Annotated in this window: 15 protein-coding genes; 10 read left to right on the top strand and 5 right to left on the bottom strand. The window is 64.2% G+C overall.

Annotation, left to right across the window (positions count from 1 at the left end; genetic code table 11):
• Nucleotides 1-61: 61 nt before the first annotated feature.
• The gene (gene rpoD, locus AC3IR3_RS01185) at nt 62-1,921 is read left to right on the top strand and encodes an RNA polymerase sigma factor RpoD (RefSeq protein WP_132142514.1); all 1,860 of its coding nucleotides are present in this window, start codon (nt 62-64) and stop codon (nt 1,919-1,921) included.
• Between the two features lie 882 nt (nt 1,922-2,803).
• A complete protein-coding gene (locus tag AC3IR3_RS01180) occupies nt 2,804-3,382 on the top strand; it encodes a hypothetical protein (RefSeq protein ID WP_489195240.1) in 579 nt (192 codons plus the stop codon).
• Between the two features lie 16 nt (nt 3,383-3,398).
• On the opposite strand, the gene AC3IR3_RS01175 is transcribed toward AC3IR3_RS01180, so the two are convergent.
• On the bottom strand, nt 3,399-4,259 hold the full coding sequence (locus AC3IR3_RS01175; protein ID WP_489195239.1) for an NAD(P)-dependent oxidoreductase: 861 nt from the start codon (nt 4,257-4,259) through the stop codon (nt 3,399-3,401).
• A gap of 20 nt (nt 4,260-4,279) precedes the next feature.
• Nucleotides 4,280-6,169: an arginine decarboxylase gene (gene speA / locus AC3IR3_RS01170; RefSeq protein ID WP_489195238.1), complete on the bottom strand. Its 1,890-nt coding sequence runs from the start codon at nt 6,167-6,169 to the stop codon at nt 4,280-4,282.
• Between the two features lie 296 nt (nt 6,170-6,465).
• Between speA and speE the strand changes: the two genes are divergently transcribed.
• Nucleotides 6,466-7,317 (top strand): polyamine aminopropyltransferase, encoded by an 852-nt coding sequence (gene speE, locus AC3IR3_RS01165; protein ID WP_489195237.1) that lies wholly within the window; start codon nt 6,466-6,468, stop codon nt 7,315-7,317.
• 122 nt (nt 7,318-7,439) lie between these two features.
• On the opposite strand, the gene AC3IR3_RS01160 is transcribed toward speE, so the two are convergent.
• Nucleotides 7,440-7,637, bottom strand: coding sequence for an antitermination protein NusB (locus AC3IR3_RS01160; protein WP_132142519.1), 198 nt, complete (start codon nt 7,635-7,637; stop codon nt 7,440-7,442).
• A 172-nt stretch (nt 7,638-7,809) separates the two neighbouring features.
• Between AC3IR3_RS01160 and AC3IR3_RS01155 the strand changes: the two genes are divergently transcribed.
• From AC3IR3_RS01155 to AC3IR3_RS01135, 5 genes are all read left to right on the top strand, one after another.
• Entirely contained in the window at nt 7,810-8,832 is a 1,023-nt protein-coding gene (locus AC3IR3_RS01155) for a hypothetical protein (protein ID WP_489195236.1), read from the top strand.
• A 115-nt stretch (nt 8,833-8,947) separates the two neighbouring features.
• Nucleotides 8,948-9,580 carry a nucleotide-binding protein gene (locus AC3IR3_RS01150; protein WP_132142521.1) on the top strand — a complete coding sequence of 211 codons (633 nt, stop codon included), beginning with the start codon at nt 8,948-8,950 and terminating at the stop codon, nt 9,578-9,580.
• A gap of 65 nt (nt 9,581-9,645) precedes the next feature.
• On the top strand, nt 9,646-10,137 hold the full coding sequence (locus tag AC3IR3_RS01145) for a SixA phosphatase family protein (RefSeq protein WP_489195235.1): 492 nt from the start codon (nt 9,646-9,648) through the stop codon (nt 10,135-10,137).
• A 5-nt stretch (nt 10,138-10,142) separates the two neighbouring features.
• Nucleotides 10,143-10,718, top strand: coding sequence for a YceI family protein (locus AC3IR3_RS01140; RefSeq protein ID WP_489195234.1), 576 nt, complete (start codon nt 10,143-10,145; stop codon nt 10,716-10,718).
• Nucleotides 10,719-10,759: 41 nt separating this feature from the next.
• Entirely contained in the window at nt 10,760-12,685 is a 1,926-nt protein-coding gene (locus tag AC3IR3_RS01135; protein WP_489195233.1) for a phospholipase D family protein, read from the top strand.
• Between the two features lie 297 nt (nt 12,686-12,982).
• Here the strand turns inward: AC3IR3_RS01135 and AC3IR3_RS01130 are convergent, their stop codons facing one another.
• Both AC3IR3_RS01130 and AC3IR3_RS01125 read right to left on the bottom strand, forming a co-directional pair.
• Complete coding sequence (locus AC3IR3_RS01130) at nt 12,983-13,483, bottom strand: energy transducer TonB (RefSeq protein ID WP_489195232.1); 501 nt, start codon at nt 13,481-13,483, stop codon at nt 12,983-12,985.
• Nucleotides 13,484-13,552: 69 nt separating this feature from the next.
• Nucleotides 13,553-14,839 carry an acetyl-CoA C-acetyltransferase gene (locus AC3IR3_RS01125; protein WP_489195231.1) on the bottom strand — a complete coding sequence of 429 codons (1,287 nt, stop codon included), beginning with the start codon at nt 14,837-14,839 and terminating at the stop codon, nt 13,553-13,555.
• A gap of 221 nt (nt 14,840-15,060) precedes the next feature.
• Between AC3IR3_RS01125 and AC3IR3_RS01120 the strand changes: the two genes are divergently transcribed.
• A complete protein-coding gene (locus AC3IR3_RS01120; RefSeq protein WP_489195230.1) occupies nt 15,061-16,188 on the top strand; it encodes a hypothetical protein in 1,128 nt (375 codons plus the stop codon).
• A 93-nt stretch (nt 16,189-16,281) separates the two neighbouring features.
• Nucleotides 16,282-18,762 carry a sensor domain-containing protein gene (locus AC3IR3_RS01115; RefSeq protein WP_489195229.1) on the top strand — a complete coding sequence of 827 codons (2,481 nt, stop codon included), beginning with the start codon at nt 16,282-16,284 and terminating at the stop codon, nt 18,760-18,762.
• Nucleotides 18,763-18,774: the final 12 nt, after the last annotated feature.

The following is an 18,774-nucleotide window of genomic DNA, read 5'->3' as shown; positions in this document are numbered from 1 at the left end:
ACTGGTCAAAAAATCATCAAATGACTATACTGATCGGTTCCTGTAACCCGCGGCGGTCGGCATGACTAATAAAGCTCACGAGCAGCAGTCGGAAATCAAACAGCTCATCTCCAAGGGTTTGGAGCAGGGCTACCTGACCTATGCCGAGATCAACGACCACCTCCCGGACGACATCGTCGATCCGGAGCAGATCGAAGACATCATGGCGGTGCTCAAGGGCGTCGGCATCGAGGTCCATGATTCCGCGCCCGACACAGACACTATCGCCGACGGCGCCGCCCCGGGCACCAGCACGGACGACGAGTCCGCCGCCGAGGAAGCCGTGGCCCTGTTGTCGGCCGTCGATGCCGAGGTCGGCCGCACCACCGATCCCGTCCGCATGTACATGCGCGAGATGGGCACGGTCGAGCTGCTGACGCGCGAAGGCGAAATCGCCATCGCCAAGCGCATCGAAGAAGGCCTCAACCAGGTCCAGACCGCGCTGGCCAGCTTCCCGCTGACCATCCAGCTGCTGCTCGAGGAATACGACCAGCACGTCGAGGGCAAGCGCCGCCTGAGCGAAATCCTGGCCGGCTTCGCCGATCTGGAAGAAGCCGCCGATGCCGCGCAGGCCGCCGCTGCCGAACTCCCGGCCGCCGACGCCGAAGACGCCGAAGAAGAAGAAACCGACGACACGGCCGCCGAGGAAGAGGAAGCCGGTCCCACCGGTCCCGACCCGGAAGAAGTGAAGCGTCGCATGGAAGAACTGCGCTCGCTGCACCAGAAATTCCAGAAGGCGGCACCGAAGGCCGAAATCAACGACAAGAAGGTCACGAAAATCCGTGAGCAGATGTCGGAAGCCTTCCTCAAGCTCAAGCTGCCTTCCGCACTGATCGACAGCTTCGTGCGCAAGCTGCGCGAAGTGGTGAACGACATCCGTCACCACGAGCGTCTGCTGATGGATATCTTCGTCAAGCAGGTGAAGATGCCGCGCGCCGAATTCCTGAAGACGTTCCCCAGCAACGAGGGCAACCTCGAGTGGGCCGCCGACCTGTCGCGCAAGCGCCAGAAGTGGTCGCCGAACATCAAGAACTTCCGTGAAGTCATCGATGGCGAGCAGGAAAAGCTGGCGCAGATCGAGCGCACGCTGTACCTGCCGCTTACCGACATCAAGGAAATCAATCGCGCCATGTCGGTCGGCGAGGCGAAAGCCCGTCGCGCCAAGAAGGAAATGGTCGAGGCCAACCTGCGTCTCGTCATCTCCATTGCCAAGAAGTACACCAACCGCGGCCTGCAGTTCCTCGACCTCATCCAGGAAGGCAACATCGGCCTGATGAAGGCGGTCGACAAGTTCGAGTACCGTCGCGGTTACAAGTTCTCGACGTACGCCACATGGTGGATCCGTCAGGCCATCACGCGCTCCATCGCCGATCAGGCCCGCACCATCCGTATCCCGGTGCATATGATCGAGACGATCAACAAGCTCAACCGCATCTCCCGCCAGATGCTCCAGCAGTTCGGCCGCGAGCCGACGCCGGAAGAACTGGCTAAGGAAATGGAGATGCCGGAAGACAAGATCCGCAAGGTCCTGAAGATCGCGAAGGAACCGATCTCCATGGAAACCCCGATCGGCGACGACGAAGATTCGCATCTTGGCGACTTCATCGAAGACACCAACGCCAGCTCGCCCGTCGAGTCGGCCACGGAAACCGGTCTCATGGAAACGGTGCGCGACGTACTCGCCGGCCTCACGCCGCGCGAAGCGAAGGTGCTGCGCATGCGCTTCGGTATCGACATGAACACGGATCACACGCTGGAAGAAGTCGGCAAGCAGTTCGACGTCACCCGCGAGCGCATCCGCCAGATCGAAGCCAAGGCCCTGCGCAAGCTGCGTCACCCGAGCCGCTCGGAAACACTGCGCTCGTTCCTCGATATCGATTGATCGGGGTTACCACGCAGAAGTGAAAACGCCCGCGAAAGCGGGCGTTTTTTTGGCTCTTCCCGCATTAGCGGGGACGGCGTGAGGTGTCTTGTCGAGCTTCGGTCGAGGACAGCCGCCTCACGGTCGTGGCTTGAGGAAGCCGCGACCGGGTTGGCCCTTGGGGCCTTCGGCGCCGTCCCTGCGGGAGCGGGCCGTAGTGCCGCTTTCGCTCCAACTAGTCATCGCGGCCCTCGGCTAAGGCGGCCCCAAGGACCAACCCGGCCACGGCACCGTCGGTTGCGGTTTGTTGTGGGGAGAGCGCAAGCCGAGCAGGTGATGGGACCGGACCAGATACGGTCACCACCGGTCATGCGTCACGCGCTGCCTTCCTCCACGTAACCGCAACACCCGGAAGAGCCGTCGGCCACCGCCCTCGACGCGACTTGCGGAACCGAGCGCGGCGGGCGGAAAAGGCCCGAAGGGGGCGGACCCGGACGGTCCGCCGTTTTCGCTGAGGCAGGAGCCGAATCGAAAACCCCCGCCCGCCGCGCGGGCGCGACGGGGCGCAGCCATTAAAACACCAGCCGCGCAGCGGCTATCCCTTCCCGAGCGACGGTGAAGCCGGAGCGTCGAGGGCGGTGGCCGACGGCTCTCCCCGTAACGTCCGAGCGCGAACGCGATGGCAAAGCCGAGCCCTCCCCGACAATGCGTGAAGAACCTTTTTTTGCGTGTGTTTCAGAGCGTGGTCGTGCGCGTCAAAGATGCTCCGGCCCAGACGCAATCGACCACGACCGATCAGCGTCGAAACAGCCAAGAAATTTCTCAGCACATACCGTGACCACGCGCGCACAACGCGAGCGACACACCCCGTATCCTCGCCGGCCCGCGTTCACCGGAAGAACGATGCTCGTCCCCATTACACCGACCTCGCGCCAGTACCTCGAGCACACCCTGCGAATGTTGGATGCGCAATCGATGGGCGGCCTCTGTCAGGGTGCAACGGCGCACTGGCTGATGGATGTCATGTCGGGAAGGTTGGCGACATTCGACCTGGCCAGGCTACCCCGGGCACTTCTGTACCAACGGCATTACGAAGCACTGGTAGATCCGTACGCCGCCATCCGGGCCGTCTACGCCGCCATTGCGTATTACCTCGATAGCTTCCGCTGTACGACGTCATTCGAAAGAAGCACCCGGAAAATCGGCGGTGCGTTCAGTTCACCGTGCAATGTCGCCGCCATGCTCGGCATGGATGCTCCGACAGGAGGCAGCCATTCCATCGTTCTCTTCAAGGCAAAAAGCGGACGACGGTTTGTGTATTGTTCCAACGCAGGAATCTACGAGTGGGCATGCTCGCCTCACAACGCCATCGGTGTGCTTCTGTCTGAATACAACACGCGCTTCGGCACCAACTACGACAAGATCAGCGAAGCGATCATATCCACGACGCCGCACGATCTTCCCATCAATGCCTACGCCTGACGCCCGACCTCGTCGCTCAGCGAGCGCGCTTCAGGCGGATCAATGCCGAAATATCGTCGTCGCCATAACCTTGCGACATCAGTTCGGCGAAGTCGGCGAGCGACTTCTCGATCACACCGCGATCCGTGCCGGCTTCCTCGGCGATACCCCGCACGATGCCCAGGTCCTTGTGCAGCAGTGCCAGCTTGAACCCGACCGAAAATTCGTTGCGCAACATCGTCGCGCCACGTTTGTCGAGGAACCAGTTGCCCGCGGCACCGGCGGCCAGCGTGGGAATGAGGCGGTCGGCTTCGAGGCCCAGCGCATCGCCCAGCGCGAGACCTTCCGTCACCGCCTGCGCGATGCCGGCGACCAGCACCTGATTCACCGCTTTCGTTGCCTGCCCCGAACCCACCGGACCCATATGCGTGATGCGCGCGCCATAGGCTTCCAGAACCTGTCGCGCACGTTCGAGCACGTCCGCTTCGCCGCCGACCATCACGGATAGCTTGCCGTTCCTCGCGCCTTCCACGCCACCCGAAACCGGTGCGTCGAGGAAATGCGCGCCCACTTCGGCGAGGCGACGTGCGACACGCTTCGCCGTGGCGGGTGCCACCGTCGAGTGGTCGATGACAATCGCGCCTTTACGCAACGAAGGGGCCATCGCGTCGACGACGCCGATCACATCGGCATCGGCACTGACACAAAGGGCAATCACATCGCACGACGCCGCGATACCGGCGAGGTCCGGCGCGGCGACCTTCAGCTCGGCGGCGAGCGCGTCGGCTTTCGCCTGGGAGCGGTTGCCGACGGCCGCGAGCAGGCCCTTATCGTTCAGATGTCCGGCCATGGGAGCGCCCATGGCGCCGAGACCGATAAAGGCTGCTTTGATCGACATGTGCTTTCCCGTAGAGGAGATCAGTCGCCGGTGTTTTCGGCGAGGTAGGTGTAACCGGTCAGGCCCGCATCCAGCGCGGCATACAGACGCTCGCCTTCCGCGCCCGCGATACCCGCGGCCGCAAGCCGGTCGGTATAGGACTGACGCAGTGCCTTCAGGTCGTAGCCGACGTAGTCCAGCATCAGATCGGTGGTATCGCCACGACGGATATGGGCGAACTCGTAGCCGTCCGCAGTCGCGCGGACATTCACCGCATCGGTGTCGCCGAACAGGTTGTGGATGTCGCCAAGCGTTTCCTGATAAGCGCCGACCATGAAGATGCCCAACCGGTACGACTCGCCCGAGCGCAGCTCGTGCAGCGGCAGGCTGACGTCGACACCCTCGGCGTCCACGTAGTGATCGATGCGGCCATCGGAATCGCAGGTCAGATCCGCGATGACGCCGCGGCGCGTCGGCTCTTCATCCAGGCGCGCGATCGGCACGATCGGAAAAATCTGGTCGATCGCCCAGATATCCGGTACCGATTCGAATACCGAGAAGTTGACGAAGTACTTGTCGACCAGCTTCTCGTCCAGATCGTCCAGCGCCTGACGATGCGCGCGCTCGGCGGGCAACAGGCGGGGACGCACGGCATTGGCGATGGCGTAGAACAGTTCGTCGAGACGTGCGCGGTCTTCCAGGTGCAGCTGGCCCAGCGCGTACAGCGCCTGGCCCTCGGCGAAATGATGCTGCGCCTCGTGGAAGAGTTCCAGCGCCGGGCGGCTGTCCAGTTCGGCATGCGTCTCGCGCAGATGCCGCAATACCGTCGGTTCGCCTTCGCGCTCCGGCGGAATCGCACCCGTCGGCACGGCCTCGACCTCGCTGACATTCACCACCATCACGGCGTGGTGCGCCGTCATGGCGCGGCCGGACTCGGTGAAGATCACGGGTGCGGCCATGCCGTATTCGGTCACGGCCTCGGCCAGCGGTTGAACGATGCTGGCGGCGTACTGACCCAGGCTGTAATTGATGGAGTTGTAGCTGCGCGAACGGGTGCCTTCGTAGTCGACGCCCAGACCACCGCCCACGTCGACTATCTCGATACCGACACCGAGGCGGTGCAGTTCGACGAAGTAACGTACGGCTTCGCGCATGCCCGCCGCGATGTCGCGCACATTCGAAATCTGCGAACCCATGTGGAAGTGCTGAAGCTTCAATGTGTGCTTGAGGCCGGCCGCGTCGAGGCGAGCGATCAGTTCCAGCACCTGGCCCGGGCTAAGACCGAACTTACCCTTGTCGCCACCCGTGTTCTGCCATTTACCGGCGCCGATCGAGGCAAGACGGACACGCACGCCGAGCAGCGGCTCCACGTCCAGCGCTTTCGCCTCGGCGAACACGTGATCCAGCTCGGACAGCTTCTCGATAACGATATGCACGCGCAGGCCAAGCTTCAGGCCGATCAGCGCCAGGCGTACGTATTCGCGATCCTTGTAGCCGTTGCACACGACCATGCTGCCCGGACGGGCATGCGCCAGCACCGCCATCAGCTCGGGTTTGGAACCCGCTTCCAGCCCGAAACCCTGTTCGCCGGCCGCAACCAGCTCGCTGACGACGCCGCGCTGCTGGTTCACCTTGATCGGGTAGATAGCCGTATAGCTGCCGGCGTAGTGGGCATCGTCGATGGCGCGGGCGAATGCTTCCTGCAGCCGGGCAAGCCGGTCGGCAAGGATGTCCGGGAAGCGGACAAGCAGGGGAAGGCGCAAACCCTGCGCCTTGGCCTCGTCCACGATGGCCGACAGGTCCAGCGCGGGGCCTTCGCTGCCGCGCGGACGCATCAGCAGGTTGCCATTGCCGGCCACATCCACGTAGCCGTTGCTCCAGTGCGGGATAGCGTAAGTCTGTCGCGCACGTTCGATGTTCCAGGTCGCCATGGGCGTCCGATCTCCTCGTCGATAGTCGTGCCCCCTCGGGGGCCAGAAGCAGTCGCAGCGGCGAACCTTGACCTGAAGCGTGTCTGGCGGCCGGGAGCCTCGCACGCCGCGGGGCCGGTCAGACAGGGCCTGACCGCGGCCATGGCAACGGACAGACCGCCTATTGTAATAGCCGTTCGTGACGCGTGCGTATCGTCCCAGCCCTGGGTGTCATAGCGCCGGCAGGACGGCGTGCGCCCGCGATAGCCGGTACAATCACGGTTTTCCGTCCTTACACGATTCCCAGGAACAGCGTCATGTCGCAGCTCAGCTGGTTCACCGAAGCTCATCAGGCTTCCGGCTCCTCCATCGGTTTCCGCGTCGAGCGACTGCTGCATGCCGAAAAAACGCCCTTCCAGACGATCGAGATCTACCAGACGACCGACTGGGGCAACCTGATGGTGATCGACGGCTGCGTCATGCTGACGGCCCGGGACAACTTCCTGTATCACGAAATGATGACCCACCCGGCGCTGTTCACGCACGCCCGCGCCAAGCGCGTCGTGGTCATCGGCGGCGGCGACTGCGGCACGCTGCGCGAAGTGCTCAAGCACGAGGAAGTCGAATCGGCCGTGCAGGTCGAGATCGACGAGCGCGTCACCCGCCTCGCCGAGGAATACTTCCCGGAACTGTGCGAGTCGAACAACGATCCGCGCGCCGAGCTGCTCTTCATCGACGGCATCAAGTACATGGCCGAAGCCGAGCCCGAGTCGCTCGACCTGATCATCGTCGACTCCACCGACCCGGTCGGTCCGGCCGAAGGCCTGTTCAACGCGGCCTTCTACGCCAGTTGCTACAAAGCCTTGCGCCACGGCGGCATCCTGGTCCAGCAGTCCGAATCCCCGCTGGCCCACATCGAACTCATCAAGGCGATGCGTTCGGCCATGCGCACCTCGGGCTTCCAGGCCGTGAAGACCCTGCCGTTCCCGCAGCCGTGCTATCCCACCGGCTGGTGGAGCTGCACCATGGCCCGCAAGGGTGGCGACCTGTCGGGCTTCCGCGAGCGCGGCGCCCTCAGCAAGAACTTCCCGACCCGCTACTACAACGCAGACATCCACAAGGGTGCACTCGCCCAGCCGGAATTCATGCGCGAAGCCCTGGGCGAATAACCAAAGCAAAAGCAGCGCGCTCTCTACTGTGGGAGCGCACGCTGCGCGCGAAAGCCAACGAAGCAAGAAAGCCGCAAGCCCCTTAGAGCGTGCGGAGTCCGGACATCACTCAGTCCGCACCCTCAAAACATCTTCGCCCGCACCTTCGGCAGCACGACCAGAATCAGCGTCGCGATCGGCCCGAGCAGCGCCGACAGCAGAAACCACAGCAGACCGCTGCGATTCTTGCCCTGGGCGAGTCCCGCGTTAATCAACATCAACGTGCCCCATCCGGCAAGCCAGCCACCACGATCGCTGGCAATAAGCGCGAATTGTTCCATCGTATTCTCCTGTTCTGTCGCAGGATTGGTATGAGCGTGGGGTACGAATACGCAGCACGCCCCCGACGTGAACGCCGATAGTAGCAAGACCCTGCGACACTGGACGTTTTGTCGCCCACGTTCCGTTCATGCAGAAGCCGTATCCTTACCCTTTTGTGACGGAGACGGATCCATGCGCGGATGGCGCCTTACGACCCTGGCCCTGATGGCCACGTTATCGCTTCCCGCACTGGCCGCCCCGACCAAGGCGCCGCCAGCCGCCTCGAAAGCCGAGGCGAAGGACCAGACCAAGGCCCTGCTCCAGTTCCAGCGCGATCTGGCCAGCGTCCTGGCCCTGCGCACGGACGCCGAGCCGCTGCTGGCCGCCGCCCTGCTTGCACGCCCCCTCCCGGATGCCCCGGAAGTACTCAGCTACCACGCGCTACTTGAGCGCGCCGCCCGTAACGAGGACGCCGGCCCCGCCGTGTCCTGGGCCCAGCTGGCCGATTGCAGCCGCAAGAGCGGCGACTGCCCCAATATCGATGCCCTGACGAAACTGGAACAGCAGGCGCCGGACAATGCCGCCGTATGGCTGCTGAAGCTTGCCGTCGACGACCACCAGGGCAAGAAGGACGGCGTGCGCGCCGACCTCGGCCGTGCCGCGAACGCCAAGGCCTACGACGACTATCTCGGTAACAGCCTGAAAGCCCTGGCCAACTCGGTCAGCCAGCTTCCGCCGCCGCCCGCGACCTTCAGCCCGCTGGCGGGTGCCGGCGCCGCAGGCGTCCAGATGGTCCTCGTCTTCGGCCTGGGCAGTGCGCAGCCGATGCCCGGCTTCCAGGTCACGGCCCGGTTCTGCGAGGAAAACAAATCCGACCAGGGTGTCGTCGACGACTGCCTGAAGCTGGCGAAAGTCCTCGAGTGGGGCAGCAGCCCGCTCGGTCGCTCGCTGGGGCTGCACCTGCGCGAAACGCTGTCGCCGGACGCCACGCAGCAGCAGGGTGCGAAGACCGCCCGCCTGAACCTCATCTGGCAGATGCAGCGCTTCGCCCAGTTGAACATGCAGGGTCAGGGCGACAAGGTAACGGCGCAGAAACTGCTCGCGCTGGCCCGTACGGGCGGCACGGAAATGAGCGTCATCCTTTCGGCCCTGCGCACCTACGGCATCCCCGCCGAGGCGCCGGCAGGCTGGGAGCCGGCGAAAGCCGAGAGCTGATAACCGCCCGTCATGCGGAAGCGCCCCCAGGCGCGCTCCCGCATGACGATTGCGCCTCGCGTTAGGCCACCTGCGTGGGTTAGCCTTGACCCATCCTTCGGGCAGGTGACGACGTATGCTCACGACGCTTGTGGCAAGCAGCAAGGGCGGATGCGGTAAGTCCACGGTGGTAACCCAGCTGGCGGCTTACTGGACCCAGGCGGGCAAACGCACCGCCGTCATCGACGCCGACCGGCAGCATTCCAGCCTGCGCTGGGCGGGAAGACGACCGGACAACGTCCCGGCCGTCGCCGCCATCGAAGGTAGCCGCAAGGCCCTCGATCGCGTACCGGAACAAACCGAGCGGGTCATCGTCGATACGCCGGCGGGTGTCACCGAGCGCGACCTCGAGCCATACATCGAGAAAGCCGACGTCCTCCTCGTGCCGGTGCTCCCGTCCAGCTTCGACCTCGACGCCACCCTCGATTTCCTGCACATGCTCCGGAACATCCCGCGTATCAAACGCGGCAAGTTGCCGGTCGGCCTGGTAGGCAACCGCCTCAAGCCCTGGACCAACGCCAGCCAGAGCGCCATCGCCGAACTCGCCGAGCGCGCGCCCTTTCCGGTGGTTGCGGAACTTCGCGACTCCCAGGCGTACGTCTTGCTCACGGCGCTCGGTAAGGGCATCTTCGACTACAACTCGGAAAACGTACGCGGACACCAGGACGACTGGACGAAACTGTTGCGCTGGATAAAACGTAACGGTTGAGCCTTAGGCTGGCGACGCGCGACACGATCCCGCCACGCTTGCGTGGCACGTAGGAGGCAACAACCATGCACGAACTCATCCTGTTGCGTCACGCCGAGGCCGAGCCTCCCGAGAAGGCGAAAGACGACCGTTCGCGAACCCTGACAGAACACGGCAAGCGCGAAGCCCGCGATACGGCGAAGTGGTTCGCCGACCACCACATCGAATATGACCGGATCCTCTGTTCGCCCGCAACGCGAACCAAAGAAACCGCCATGCTCGCCCTCACCCACGGCGAGCCCCAGTTTGTCGAAGAAATCTACGATGCCACCCCCGGCGACCTGATGGCCGTGCTCGACAAGCACCACGGTGTCGGACGCGTCGTTTTGGTCGGTCATAACCCCGGCATCGAACAGCTCGTCGCCTTGCTGGTAGACGGCCGCTCGGACGACTATCGCGGCATGCCCCCTGGCGGCGTGGCTCGACTGACGCTCCAGAAGAAGGGCTCCATCGAGCCCGGCATCGCGAAACTGGAAGCGTTCTGGTCGCCTAGTTTCAAAGAGTCGAAAGCTTCCTGATCACCTTGAAACGGGCCCTCCGCCACATTATCCCGGCGGCTATCTTTCTGTTCACGACGGCGCCGGCCGGCGCCGCCGATCTTCGTATCGATCCTGTGAAGTCGCACGCCGAATTCGGTGTGCGACTTCTTTGGGTGAGCACGGTATCGGGCGTTTTCGACAATATCCGCGGCGACATCGCCATCGACCGGATCAACCAGACCGCCGTAGTCGATGCCGTTATCGACGCGGACAGCATCCGCATGGAGTCGGCACGGCTGCGTCGCTGGGTGCTCGCTCCCGAATTCTTCGACTCGGTGCACTATCCGCAGATCCAGTTCGTATCGACGCCCACGCCGCTGGAATCGCTGACCCACGGCGGCACATTGCAAGGCCGGCTCACAATCCGCGGTATCACCCGCGACGTCGACTTCCGCCTGCTTCCCAGCCCATGTCCCACGGAATCGATGGACGGCTGCGTCGTACAGGTGCAAGGCACCATCGACCGCACGGATTTCGACATGCTCGGTCGTCGTGGCGCATTGTCCGATCGTGTGAGCCTCGGCCTGATCATCGTACTGGCGACGCCCGAGGCGAACTGACTCCACCTGTCGCGGCGTCCTCTCCCCTATCATGTCCGGATATGCGTCGCCTCGCGTTTGTCCTCATCCTGACCGCCACCGCACTCGTGCAGGGGTGTTCCCTGTCACGCGCCCATATCCAACGGGCGGACGTCATCGTGGCGCAGACCATCGACAGGGAATCGACCTGCGCCAGCGCCGATCATTGCGCGACCTCGTCGCCGCTTATCGCCGCCGCCGAGGAAGCGAATTCGGCATCCACCGCGGATAAGCCCGTACACGTGGCCACGCTGCTCGACGACGGCGAGGCGGCCATGGCTGCCCGGATCAACCTCATCCACGCGGCGCGCAGGACCATCGACGTCCAGACCTACATCTGGGAGCAGGACGATGCGGGCAACCTGGTACTGAATGAGCTGATCAAGGCCGCCCGGCGCGGCGTACAGGTCCGCATCCTGGCCGACCAGTTGTTCTCTTTCCGCGACCCGGAATTGCTTGCGAAGCTCGCGCGCGCGAACGAGAACTTCCAGATCCGCCTGTACAACCCGACCTTCCAGAGCGCGAAGACGCCGCCGCTGGAATTCGCCGCCGGCATTCTGTGCTGCTTCTACAAGTTCAACCAACGCATGCACAACAAGCTGTTCCTCGTGGACGATCTCGTCGGCATCGCCGGCGGCCGCAACTACGAGGATCGCTACTTCGACTGGGACAACACCTTCGATTACGTGGATCGCGACGTGATGATCGGCGGCCCCGTCGCGAAAACCATGGCGGCCAGCTTCGACCTCTTCTGGGCACACAAGCGTTCCGCTCCCCTTACCCATCTGCGCGACGTGAACCAGGCCATCGTCGCGGACGACGAGGGAAAGCAGCGCTGGACCGAGCCGGCATACGAAAAACCCGATCGTGTCGAACAACTGCTGTGGGAAGCGGACGATCCCGACTGGCTCGATCAACATATCGGCCGCGAAACGCTGCGAATGAACCGGGTCGAATACCAGTCCGATCTTCCGGGCAAGACCGACAACCCGAAGCGTCGTGAAGTCCGTGCGCTCACGCGGCACCTGATGGGGCTGATGCGCAACGCGAAAAGCGAAATCGTGCTGCAGACGCCTTACCTCGTCATGAGCAAACCCGCCCGCCGGATCTTCAAGGAGATTCACAAACGCGAGCAGCCGCCCCGGGTCATCGTGTCCACCAACTCGCTGGCATCGACGGACGCGTTCGCGGTGTATGCCGTGTCGTACAAGCACCGTAAACGCTACCTCATCGACTACGGTTTCGAGATTTACGAAATGAAGCCGCGTCCGGGCAACACCGATGGCGATGGGCTCGACAGGCGTCCCGAAGCCGGCACGCTCCCGCCTTACATGGCGACCGCCGGCGGTGGCAGCGGTAGCGGCAGCCGGGGCCGCCGTGGCGAGCGCGCAGGTGCGCCCAGCGAGGCCATCGATCCGTTCGCCTTGGGCAGCCGTTCTCGCAAGGGCGCGCGCAATCGACCCGCGCCGCTGATCACCGAGGGCGTCCGCTTCGGACTGCACGCCAAGTCGATCGTCATCGACGATACCTTCGCGATGGTCGGCTCGCACAACTTCGATCCGCGCTCGGACCACTACAACACCGAATCGGGCGTGATCGTCTACGACAAGCGCTTCGCCGATCGCCTGCGCCAGTCGATCATGCAGGACACGCTACCCGGCAACGCCTGGGTCATCGGTCCGCGGGAGAAAACGCTCGGCGTCCTCTCGGAGGTCAACGAGGCGATCGGAGACGTGTCCGAACGCCTGCCGTTCTTCGACCTGTGGCCCTTCCGCTATGCGACCAGCTACGACCTGAAACCCGGCTGCATTCCTATGCGCTGGACCGATCCGCGGTTCTTCGAATGCTACGAACCCGTCGGCGACTTCCCGGAAGTCGACGTATCGCTGAAACTCATCTACACCCGCATGATCACGGCCTTCGGCGCATCGGCAGCCGGCATCCTGTAGCTGCCACAAATGCCCGGCAACCCTGTGGGAGCGCGCTTGCGCGCGAAAAGCCAACGGAGCGGTGTAGCCAGGCCCTTCCTAGAGCGAGCCCGCACAGCGGGCGGCTGAAGGTCTCCTCTCGTCATAACGAAGCGCTCTTAAGAGCATGTCGATGTAGCGAGGTGAGACCTTCAGCCGCCGCTACGCGGCTCGCCCTAGGCGGTCTCCCGCACACCGCTCCGTTGGCTTTTCGCGCGCAAGCGCGCTCCCACCGAGCCCTCTCCGTCAGGGAATCTGAGGAAATCTCGCCAGAGCCCGTTACAAACCGCGCGTCAGTTCGAACCTGATCGGCAGTTCCGCCGTATACGAGGCGGGTCGCGACTCGACCTGCGCAAAACGCCAGGTACGGACCGCCTGCTCCGCCGCACGATCCAGCTCGATGTCGCCGCTGGACCTTCCCACGGCGACATGGGTGACATCGCCACTGGGCGTCACCGTGACACTCAACACGACCTGGCCCTCGCGCTGCGCGCGCAACGCCGACATCGGATAGCGCGGCGAAGGCATGTACACCGGCACCAGCGCGGGCACATCGGCCACTTTCGGTCCGGCGGCAACCACGGGGGTGGCCGTCGATGAAACCCTGGCGGCGGAACGTGACGGATCGTCGACGGCGTGCCGCGGCGACGTAGCGGCAGCGGCATGCCGGGTCGCGAGCGGCTCGCGATCGTAGGTAAGCGCCGTGAGCCAGGTCGTGCCGGCGATGCCGACTACCAGCCCCAGCAAGCTCAAGGCCGTCGTGCTGCGCATGGAAACCATGAAACCCTCTATAACGAAGACGCCCCACACGAGAACGCATGGGGCGCCGCATTAGCGAAGCGAAGAAGATCAGGGACGTTCGAGAATCGCCGTCACGCCCATGCCGCCAGCCGTGCAGATGGAAATCAGACCGCGGCCGGAGCCCTTCTGTTCCAGCATCTTCGCCAACGTCGCGACGATGCGTGCGCCGGTCGCCGCGAACGGATGACCCGTGGCGAGACTGGACCCAAGCACATTGAGCTTCGCCGGATCGATGCTGCCCAGCGGGGCGTCGAGGCCGAGGCGGTTGCGGCAATATTCTTCCGACTCCCATGCACGCAGCGTGCATAGCACCTGCGCGGCAAAGGCTTCGTGGATTTCGTAGAAGTCGAAATCCTGCAACGTCAGGCCCGCCTGCTTCAGCATGCGGGGCACGGCGACGGTAGGCGCCATCAGCAGGCCCTCGCCGTGCACGAAGTCGACCGCCGCCACCTGCGCGTAAGTGAGGTAGGCCTGGATGCCGAGTCCGCGAGCCGCCGCCCACTCGTCGCTGGCGAGCAACACCGCCGCCGCGCCGTCGGAAAGGCCGGTGGAATTGCCGGCGGTCAGCGTGCCCTGGCCCGATGTCTTATCGAACGCGGGCTTCAGCGAGCCGAGCTTTTCGAGCGTGGAGTCGGGACGCAGGAATCCATCGCGCTTCAGACCGCGAAACGGAACGACGAGGTCGTCGAAAAAACCGGACTCGTACGCCGCGCCCAGCTTCCGATGGCTCTCCATCGCGAGCTGGTCCTGCGCCTGACGGCCGATATGCCATTCCTTCGCCATCGTCTCGCAGTGATCGCCCATCGACTTGCCAGTGCGCGGTTCGGCCACGCCGGGGAACGACGGCTTCAGTTCCTTGAACGAGAACCCGCGCGTGGCCGCAGTGAACTTTTCCTTGAACGTCTTCGCGCGATTCATCGCCAGCAAGCGCTTACGCAGCCGCTGGCCATACACGATGGGTACGTCGCTGGTCGTGTCCGAGCCGCCCGCGATGCCGGCGTCGATCTGGCCCGTCGCGATCTTGTTCGCGACGATGATCGCGTTATCGAGCGAGGTGCCGCAGGCGCGTGCCGTGGTGATGCCGGGCGTCGTGGGCGCCAGACCGGACGAAAGCAGGGCTTCGCGCGCCAGGTTCCATTCCGAGGAATGCTTGATGACCGCACCCATGGCCACTTCGCCGAGTTCCACGCCATGCAGCCCGAACTTCTCGACCAGGGCGCCAAGCACCTTGACCGACATGCCGAAGTTACCTACGTCGGCGTAAGCCGTGTTGTTGCGACAGAAAGGGATGCGGACGCCACCCACTACACCCACGCGCTTTTGCGTCTTTTCCATGCTCAAGGACAATCCGAAACCGATAGGGGGCCGTTACCGGCCAAAAGGAGCCCGGACGCCGACGATCGCCGACGAACGCGTATCGGCAAGGCTAACCCGCATCACCCTACGACGAAAGCCCTGCGCGACGCACGGCAGTACTTTATTCAGGCGTCGTGAAATCCAGCGCACATCCGGCCCGATGCTAGACTTGTCCTCCTTTGCCGTTCGGAAACCGCGTCGTGAACGAGTCCCTTATTGCCTGCCCCGCCGTTCTGGCGCTGGAACTGGCCGAGGGCGAACGGCCTTCGCGGCTGGAGCTCACGCGCGACGAGGCACAGACCCTGGCCGCCCTGATCGCCGACGACCTCCGTGCCCTGCTACCCGGCGTCGAAGACTCGCGCTTTGCGCTGGCCGGCGCCCTGTTCGACGGCGTGGAACTGCTGCGCCCCGGCTTTCCGGTATTCGCGACGCTGGAGGAGCTCGCCCGCCGCGTTCCGCGCGTCACCACCGCGGGCGGCATCGTCTCGTTCGGCACCCATGAAGGCCACATGCCCGCCCAACCGCTGGTACCGGACATGGTTTACGCCGACGGCCCCATGCGCCTGATGCCGTGGATGCTGCTGGCCCCGGCCGATCTGGCCGAGTCGCTGACCGAGCGGATGGAAGTGGAGCTGGTGGGCCGGGGCGAAGCGAGCGCGGCCACGGCCGACTTCATCATGCGGACCCTTGGCATCCGCCTGGAGCACGCGCGCTATCTCAGCCGCGACGACCTGCTCGCGCTGACCTGCGTGCAATACGAACACGTGAACCTGGCGCCGCTGTGGACGGTGCTGGAAGCCGCCCTGCTCACGCCGTACCGCGAGGAAACCGCGCTCGGCTCGCGCGGCCTCCCCCTGCATTACGCCGATGGCCGCATCGGCATCCCCGGTCCTGCCGCCTGGTTCGCTGCGTCCGGCAGCCGTCGCGACAATCCGGCGCACGAGTTCGCGGGCACGATCTTCGAACTTCGCCAGTACGCGGCGCTGCTGGCCGCACACCACGTACCGCTTCATCTGGAGGGCGCCCCCGCCAGCACGGCCGGTTATCTGGTCGAAGCACTGGCCGAGCCCGATGCCAGCCTCCCCGCGCCCCAGTTCTACGCCCACGAAGCGATGGGTCTTGGCATCGCCGCAATCACGGTCGCGCAGCCAGTACCCGGCCACGCCCGCGTGCTGGCCCACGGTTATCCCCTGGCACCGGATGCGCTGGGCCCCATGCTCGACGCCCTGGCCGAACGGTATGGCTGCGCCCCGGACATACATGCGCTCGGCCGTGTTTTGCTCGACGATCGGGCAACACTGACGGCACCGGCACCCGCCCTGCACTGAATGCCGTCCATTCGGCGACGGAATTCGTGTCCTTAGCGATATACGGCCGCCGCCCCACAGATTAGAGTGCGTCATCGTCACGACGGCGTTTCCATGCACGATCCGGTAAACCTCCAGCGCGAGCCCATCGAAGGATGGCCGGCCTATGTACTGGCGCGCGCCCCCGCGCTCGTCGCCTACGTCGACGCCAATCTTCGTTACCGGTACGCCAACGACCGCTACCTGGAATGGATGGGCGTCGACTGGAGCTTTGCGCTCGGCTCCCATCTGGCCGATGTCCTCTCTCCCACCCTCTATGCCGGCATCGAACCCGATCTGCGCGCCGCGCTGTCCGGCCGCACCGTCGTGTCGGACCACGAAATCGGCGAGGGCGACAACACGCGCTACGCGCAGGCCACGTTCAACCCGGACGTCGCCGAAGACGGCACGATCCGCGGCGTCATCATTGCCGTCATCGACATCTCCGAACGGCGCGAGCTGGAAAACCGGCTGCTCGAAAGCCAGCGAAGGTTCTCGCAAGCCTTCCGCTACGCCGCCATCGGCATGGCGTTGGTGTATCCGGACGGGCGCTGGCTTCAGGTCAACGATGCCATCTGCTCGATGCTCGGCTATAGCGAAGACGACCTGCTGTCCTCGACCTTCCAGGACATCACCCATCCGGACGATCTCGCCGCCGACCTGGCGCTGGTGGGCAGGCTACTAGGCGGCGAACTCATGTCGTACCACATGGAAAAGCGCTACCTGCATCGCGACGGGCACGTGGTCCATGCACTGCTCAGCGTTTCGCTGGTGCGCGACGAAGCCAATCAGCCCCTGTACTTCGTATCGCAGTTGCAGGACATCACCGAGCGCAAGGCATTTGAGGACGCACTGTTCCGCGAGCGCGAGCTGGCCGAAGTCACGCTGAAATCGATCGGCGACGCGGTGATCACCACCGATCCGAACATGATCGTCACGTCGCTCAACCCCATCGCCGAGGCCATGACTGGCTGGTCCAACCACGAAGCCGTCGGCCGTCCGATGGACGAAGTGTTCCATCTGCGCGATCCCGTGACGCGCCAGCCCATTCCTAACCCGCTGATTTCCGCCGTTACCAAGAACGCGATCGTCGGACTGACCACCGATGCCATCCTCGTTCACCGCAATGGCTTCGACAGCCCGATCGAGGATTCCGCGGCACCGATCCACGACCACGCCGGCAACGTGGTGGGTGGCGTGGTCGTGTTTCACGACGTCAGCGAGACGCGCGCACTCGCCCTGAAGATGGCGCACCTGGCGCACCACGACACACTGACCGGCCTGCCCAATCGCGCCCTGTTGCAGTCACGCATCGAACTCGCGGTCACCGTGGCCACGCGTCGCGCGCAACGCACCGCCGTACTCTTCGTCGACATCGATCATTTCAAACAGATCAACGACACGCTAGGCCATGCCGCCGGCGATGCCATGCTTCAGGAAGTCGCACGCCGCATACGCATGAGCGTGCGCAGCGACGATACGGTAAGCCGCCTGGGCGGCGACGAATTCGTCGTCCTCCTGCCGCATATCGAATCGCAGCGCGATGCCGCCTCCGTCGCGGAAAAGGTGCTCGAAGTCTGCAGCCAGGCCGTCGCCGTCGAAGGTTCCGAGCTGGCCATCAGTTTCAGTATCGGCATCAGCGTTTTCCCGGACGACGCCCGCGACGCCGACGCGCTGATGCGAAATGCCGACACCGCGATGTACGAGGCGAAGATGCAGGGCCGTAACGGCTTTCGCTTCTTCAACGCGGCCATGAACGAACGCAACGCCGCGCGCGTGCGCATCGAAGTCGAACTTCGCAAAGCGCTGGCACGCAACGAACTGAGCCTGCACTACCAGCCCAAGGTGGACACCAGGCTCGGCATCATCATCGGCGCCGAAGCGCTGTTGCGCTGGCAGGTCGACGGCCAGGACGTGTACACACCCGAACAGTTCATACCGGTAGCGGAAGACTGCGGCCTCATCATTCCCATTGGCGAATGGGCCCTTCGCGAAGCCTGCCGGCAGACGCAGGAATGGCACACGATGTATCGGCCGCTTTCCGTATCGGTCAACGTGTCGCCATTGCAGTTTCAGCAAACGCGCTTCTTCGAAACGCTGCGCGACGCACTGGCCGAAAGCCAGTTGCATCCCACGCTGCTGGAACTCGAACTGACCGAGCGCATGGTAATGGAGGGGGGCGACCACATCGCCAGCCTGTTACGTCGCATCAAGGAACTGGGTGTCGTCCTCAGCCTGGACGACTTCGGCACGGGCTATTGCAGCCTTTCGTATCTGAAGCACTTCCCGATCGACACGCTGAAGATCGATCGCGCCTTCGTTCGCGACATCGCCTGGGACACCGACAGCGCGGCGATCACCAGCGCCATCATCGCTATGGCGCACAGCCTCAACAAAAACGTGCTGGCCGAAGGCGTCGAAACCATGGAACAGGCCACCTTCCTCGGCGCCGCGGGCTGCCCGCAGATGCAGGGGTTCCTGTTCGGCAAAGCGGTATCGGCGAAGGAGTTCGAGGCACGCATCGCGGCGATAAACACGGGCGACCTGACAGTCTGAATGCCTCACGAT

It is taken from the genome of Luteibacter sp. GL_149 (assembly GCF_057834065.1).
Note: the sequence above shows the minus strand (reverse complement) of the source record. Positions and strands in the feature narration are given on the sequence as shown.

Excerpts from the sequence above, each read along its gene's own strand:
- rpoD (WP_132142514.1), top strand. The coding sequence starts at position 62 with ATGACTAATAAAGCTCACGAGCAGCAGTCGGAAATCAAACAGCTCATC.
- AC3IR3_RS01180 (WP_489195240.1), top strand. The coding sequence starts at position 2,804 with ATGCTCGTCCCCATTACACCGACCTCGCGCCAGTACCTCGAGCACACC.
- AC3IR3_RS01175 (WP_489195239.1), bottom strand. The coding sequence starts at position 4,259 with ATGTCGATCAAAGCAGCCTTTATCGGTCTCGGCGCCATGGGCGCTCCC.
- speA (WP_489195238.1), bottom strand. The coding sequence starts at position 6,169 with ATGGCGACCTGGAACATCGAACGTGCGCGACAGACTTACGCTATCCCG.
- speE (WP_489195237.1), top strand. The coding sequence starts at position 6,466 with ATGTCGCAGCTCAGCTGGTTCACCGAAGCTCATCAGGCTTCCGGCTCC.
- AC3IR3_RS01160 (WP_132142519.1), bottom strand. The coding sequence starts at position 7,637 with ATGGAACAATTCGCGCTTATTGCCAGCGATCGTGGTGGCTGGCTTGCC.
- AC3IR3_RS01155 (WP_489195236.1), top strand. The coding sequence starts at position 7,810 with ATGCGCGGATGGCGCCTTACGACCCTGGCCCTGATGGCCACGTTATCG.
- AC3IR3_RS01150 (WP_132142521.1), top strand. The coding sequence starts at position 8,948 with ATGCTCACGACGCTTGTGGCAAGCAGCAAGGGCGGATGCGGTAAGTCC.
- AC3IR3_RS01145 (WP_489195235.1), top strand. The coding sequence starts at position 9,646 with ATGCACGAACTCATCCTGTTGCGTCACGCCGAGGCCGAGCCTCCCGAG.
- AC3IR3_RS01135 (WP_489195233.1), top strand. The coding sequence starts at position 10,760 with ATGCGTCGCCTCGCGTTTGTCCTCATCCTGACCGCCACCGCACTCGTG.
- AC3IR3_RS01130 (WP_489195232.1), bottom strand. The coding sequence starts at position 13,483 with ATGGTTTCCATGCGCAGCACGACGGCCTTGAGCTTGCTGGGGCTGGTA.
- AC3IR3_RS01125 (WP_489195231.1), bottom strand. The coding sequence starts at position 14,839 with ATGGAAAAGACGCAAAAGCGCGTGGGTGTAGTGGGTGGCGTCCGCATC.
- AC3IR3_RS01115 (WP_489195229.1), top strand. The coding sequence starts at position 16,282 with ATGCACGATCCGGTAAACCTCCAGCGCGAGCCCATCGAAGGATGGCCG.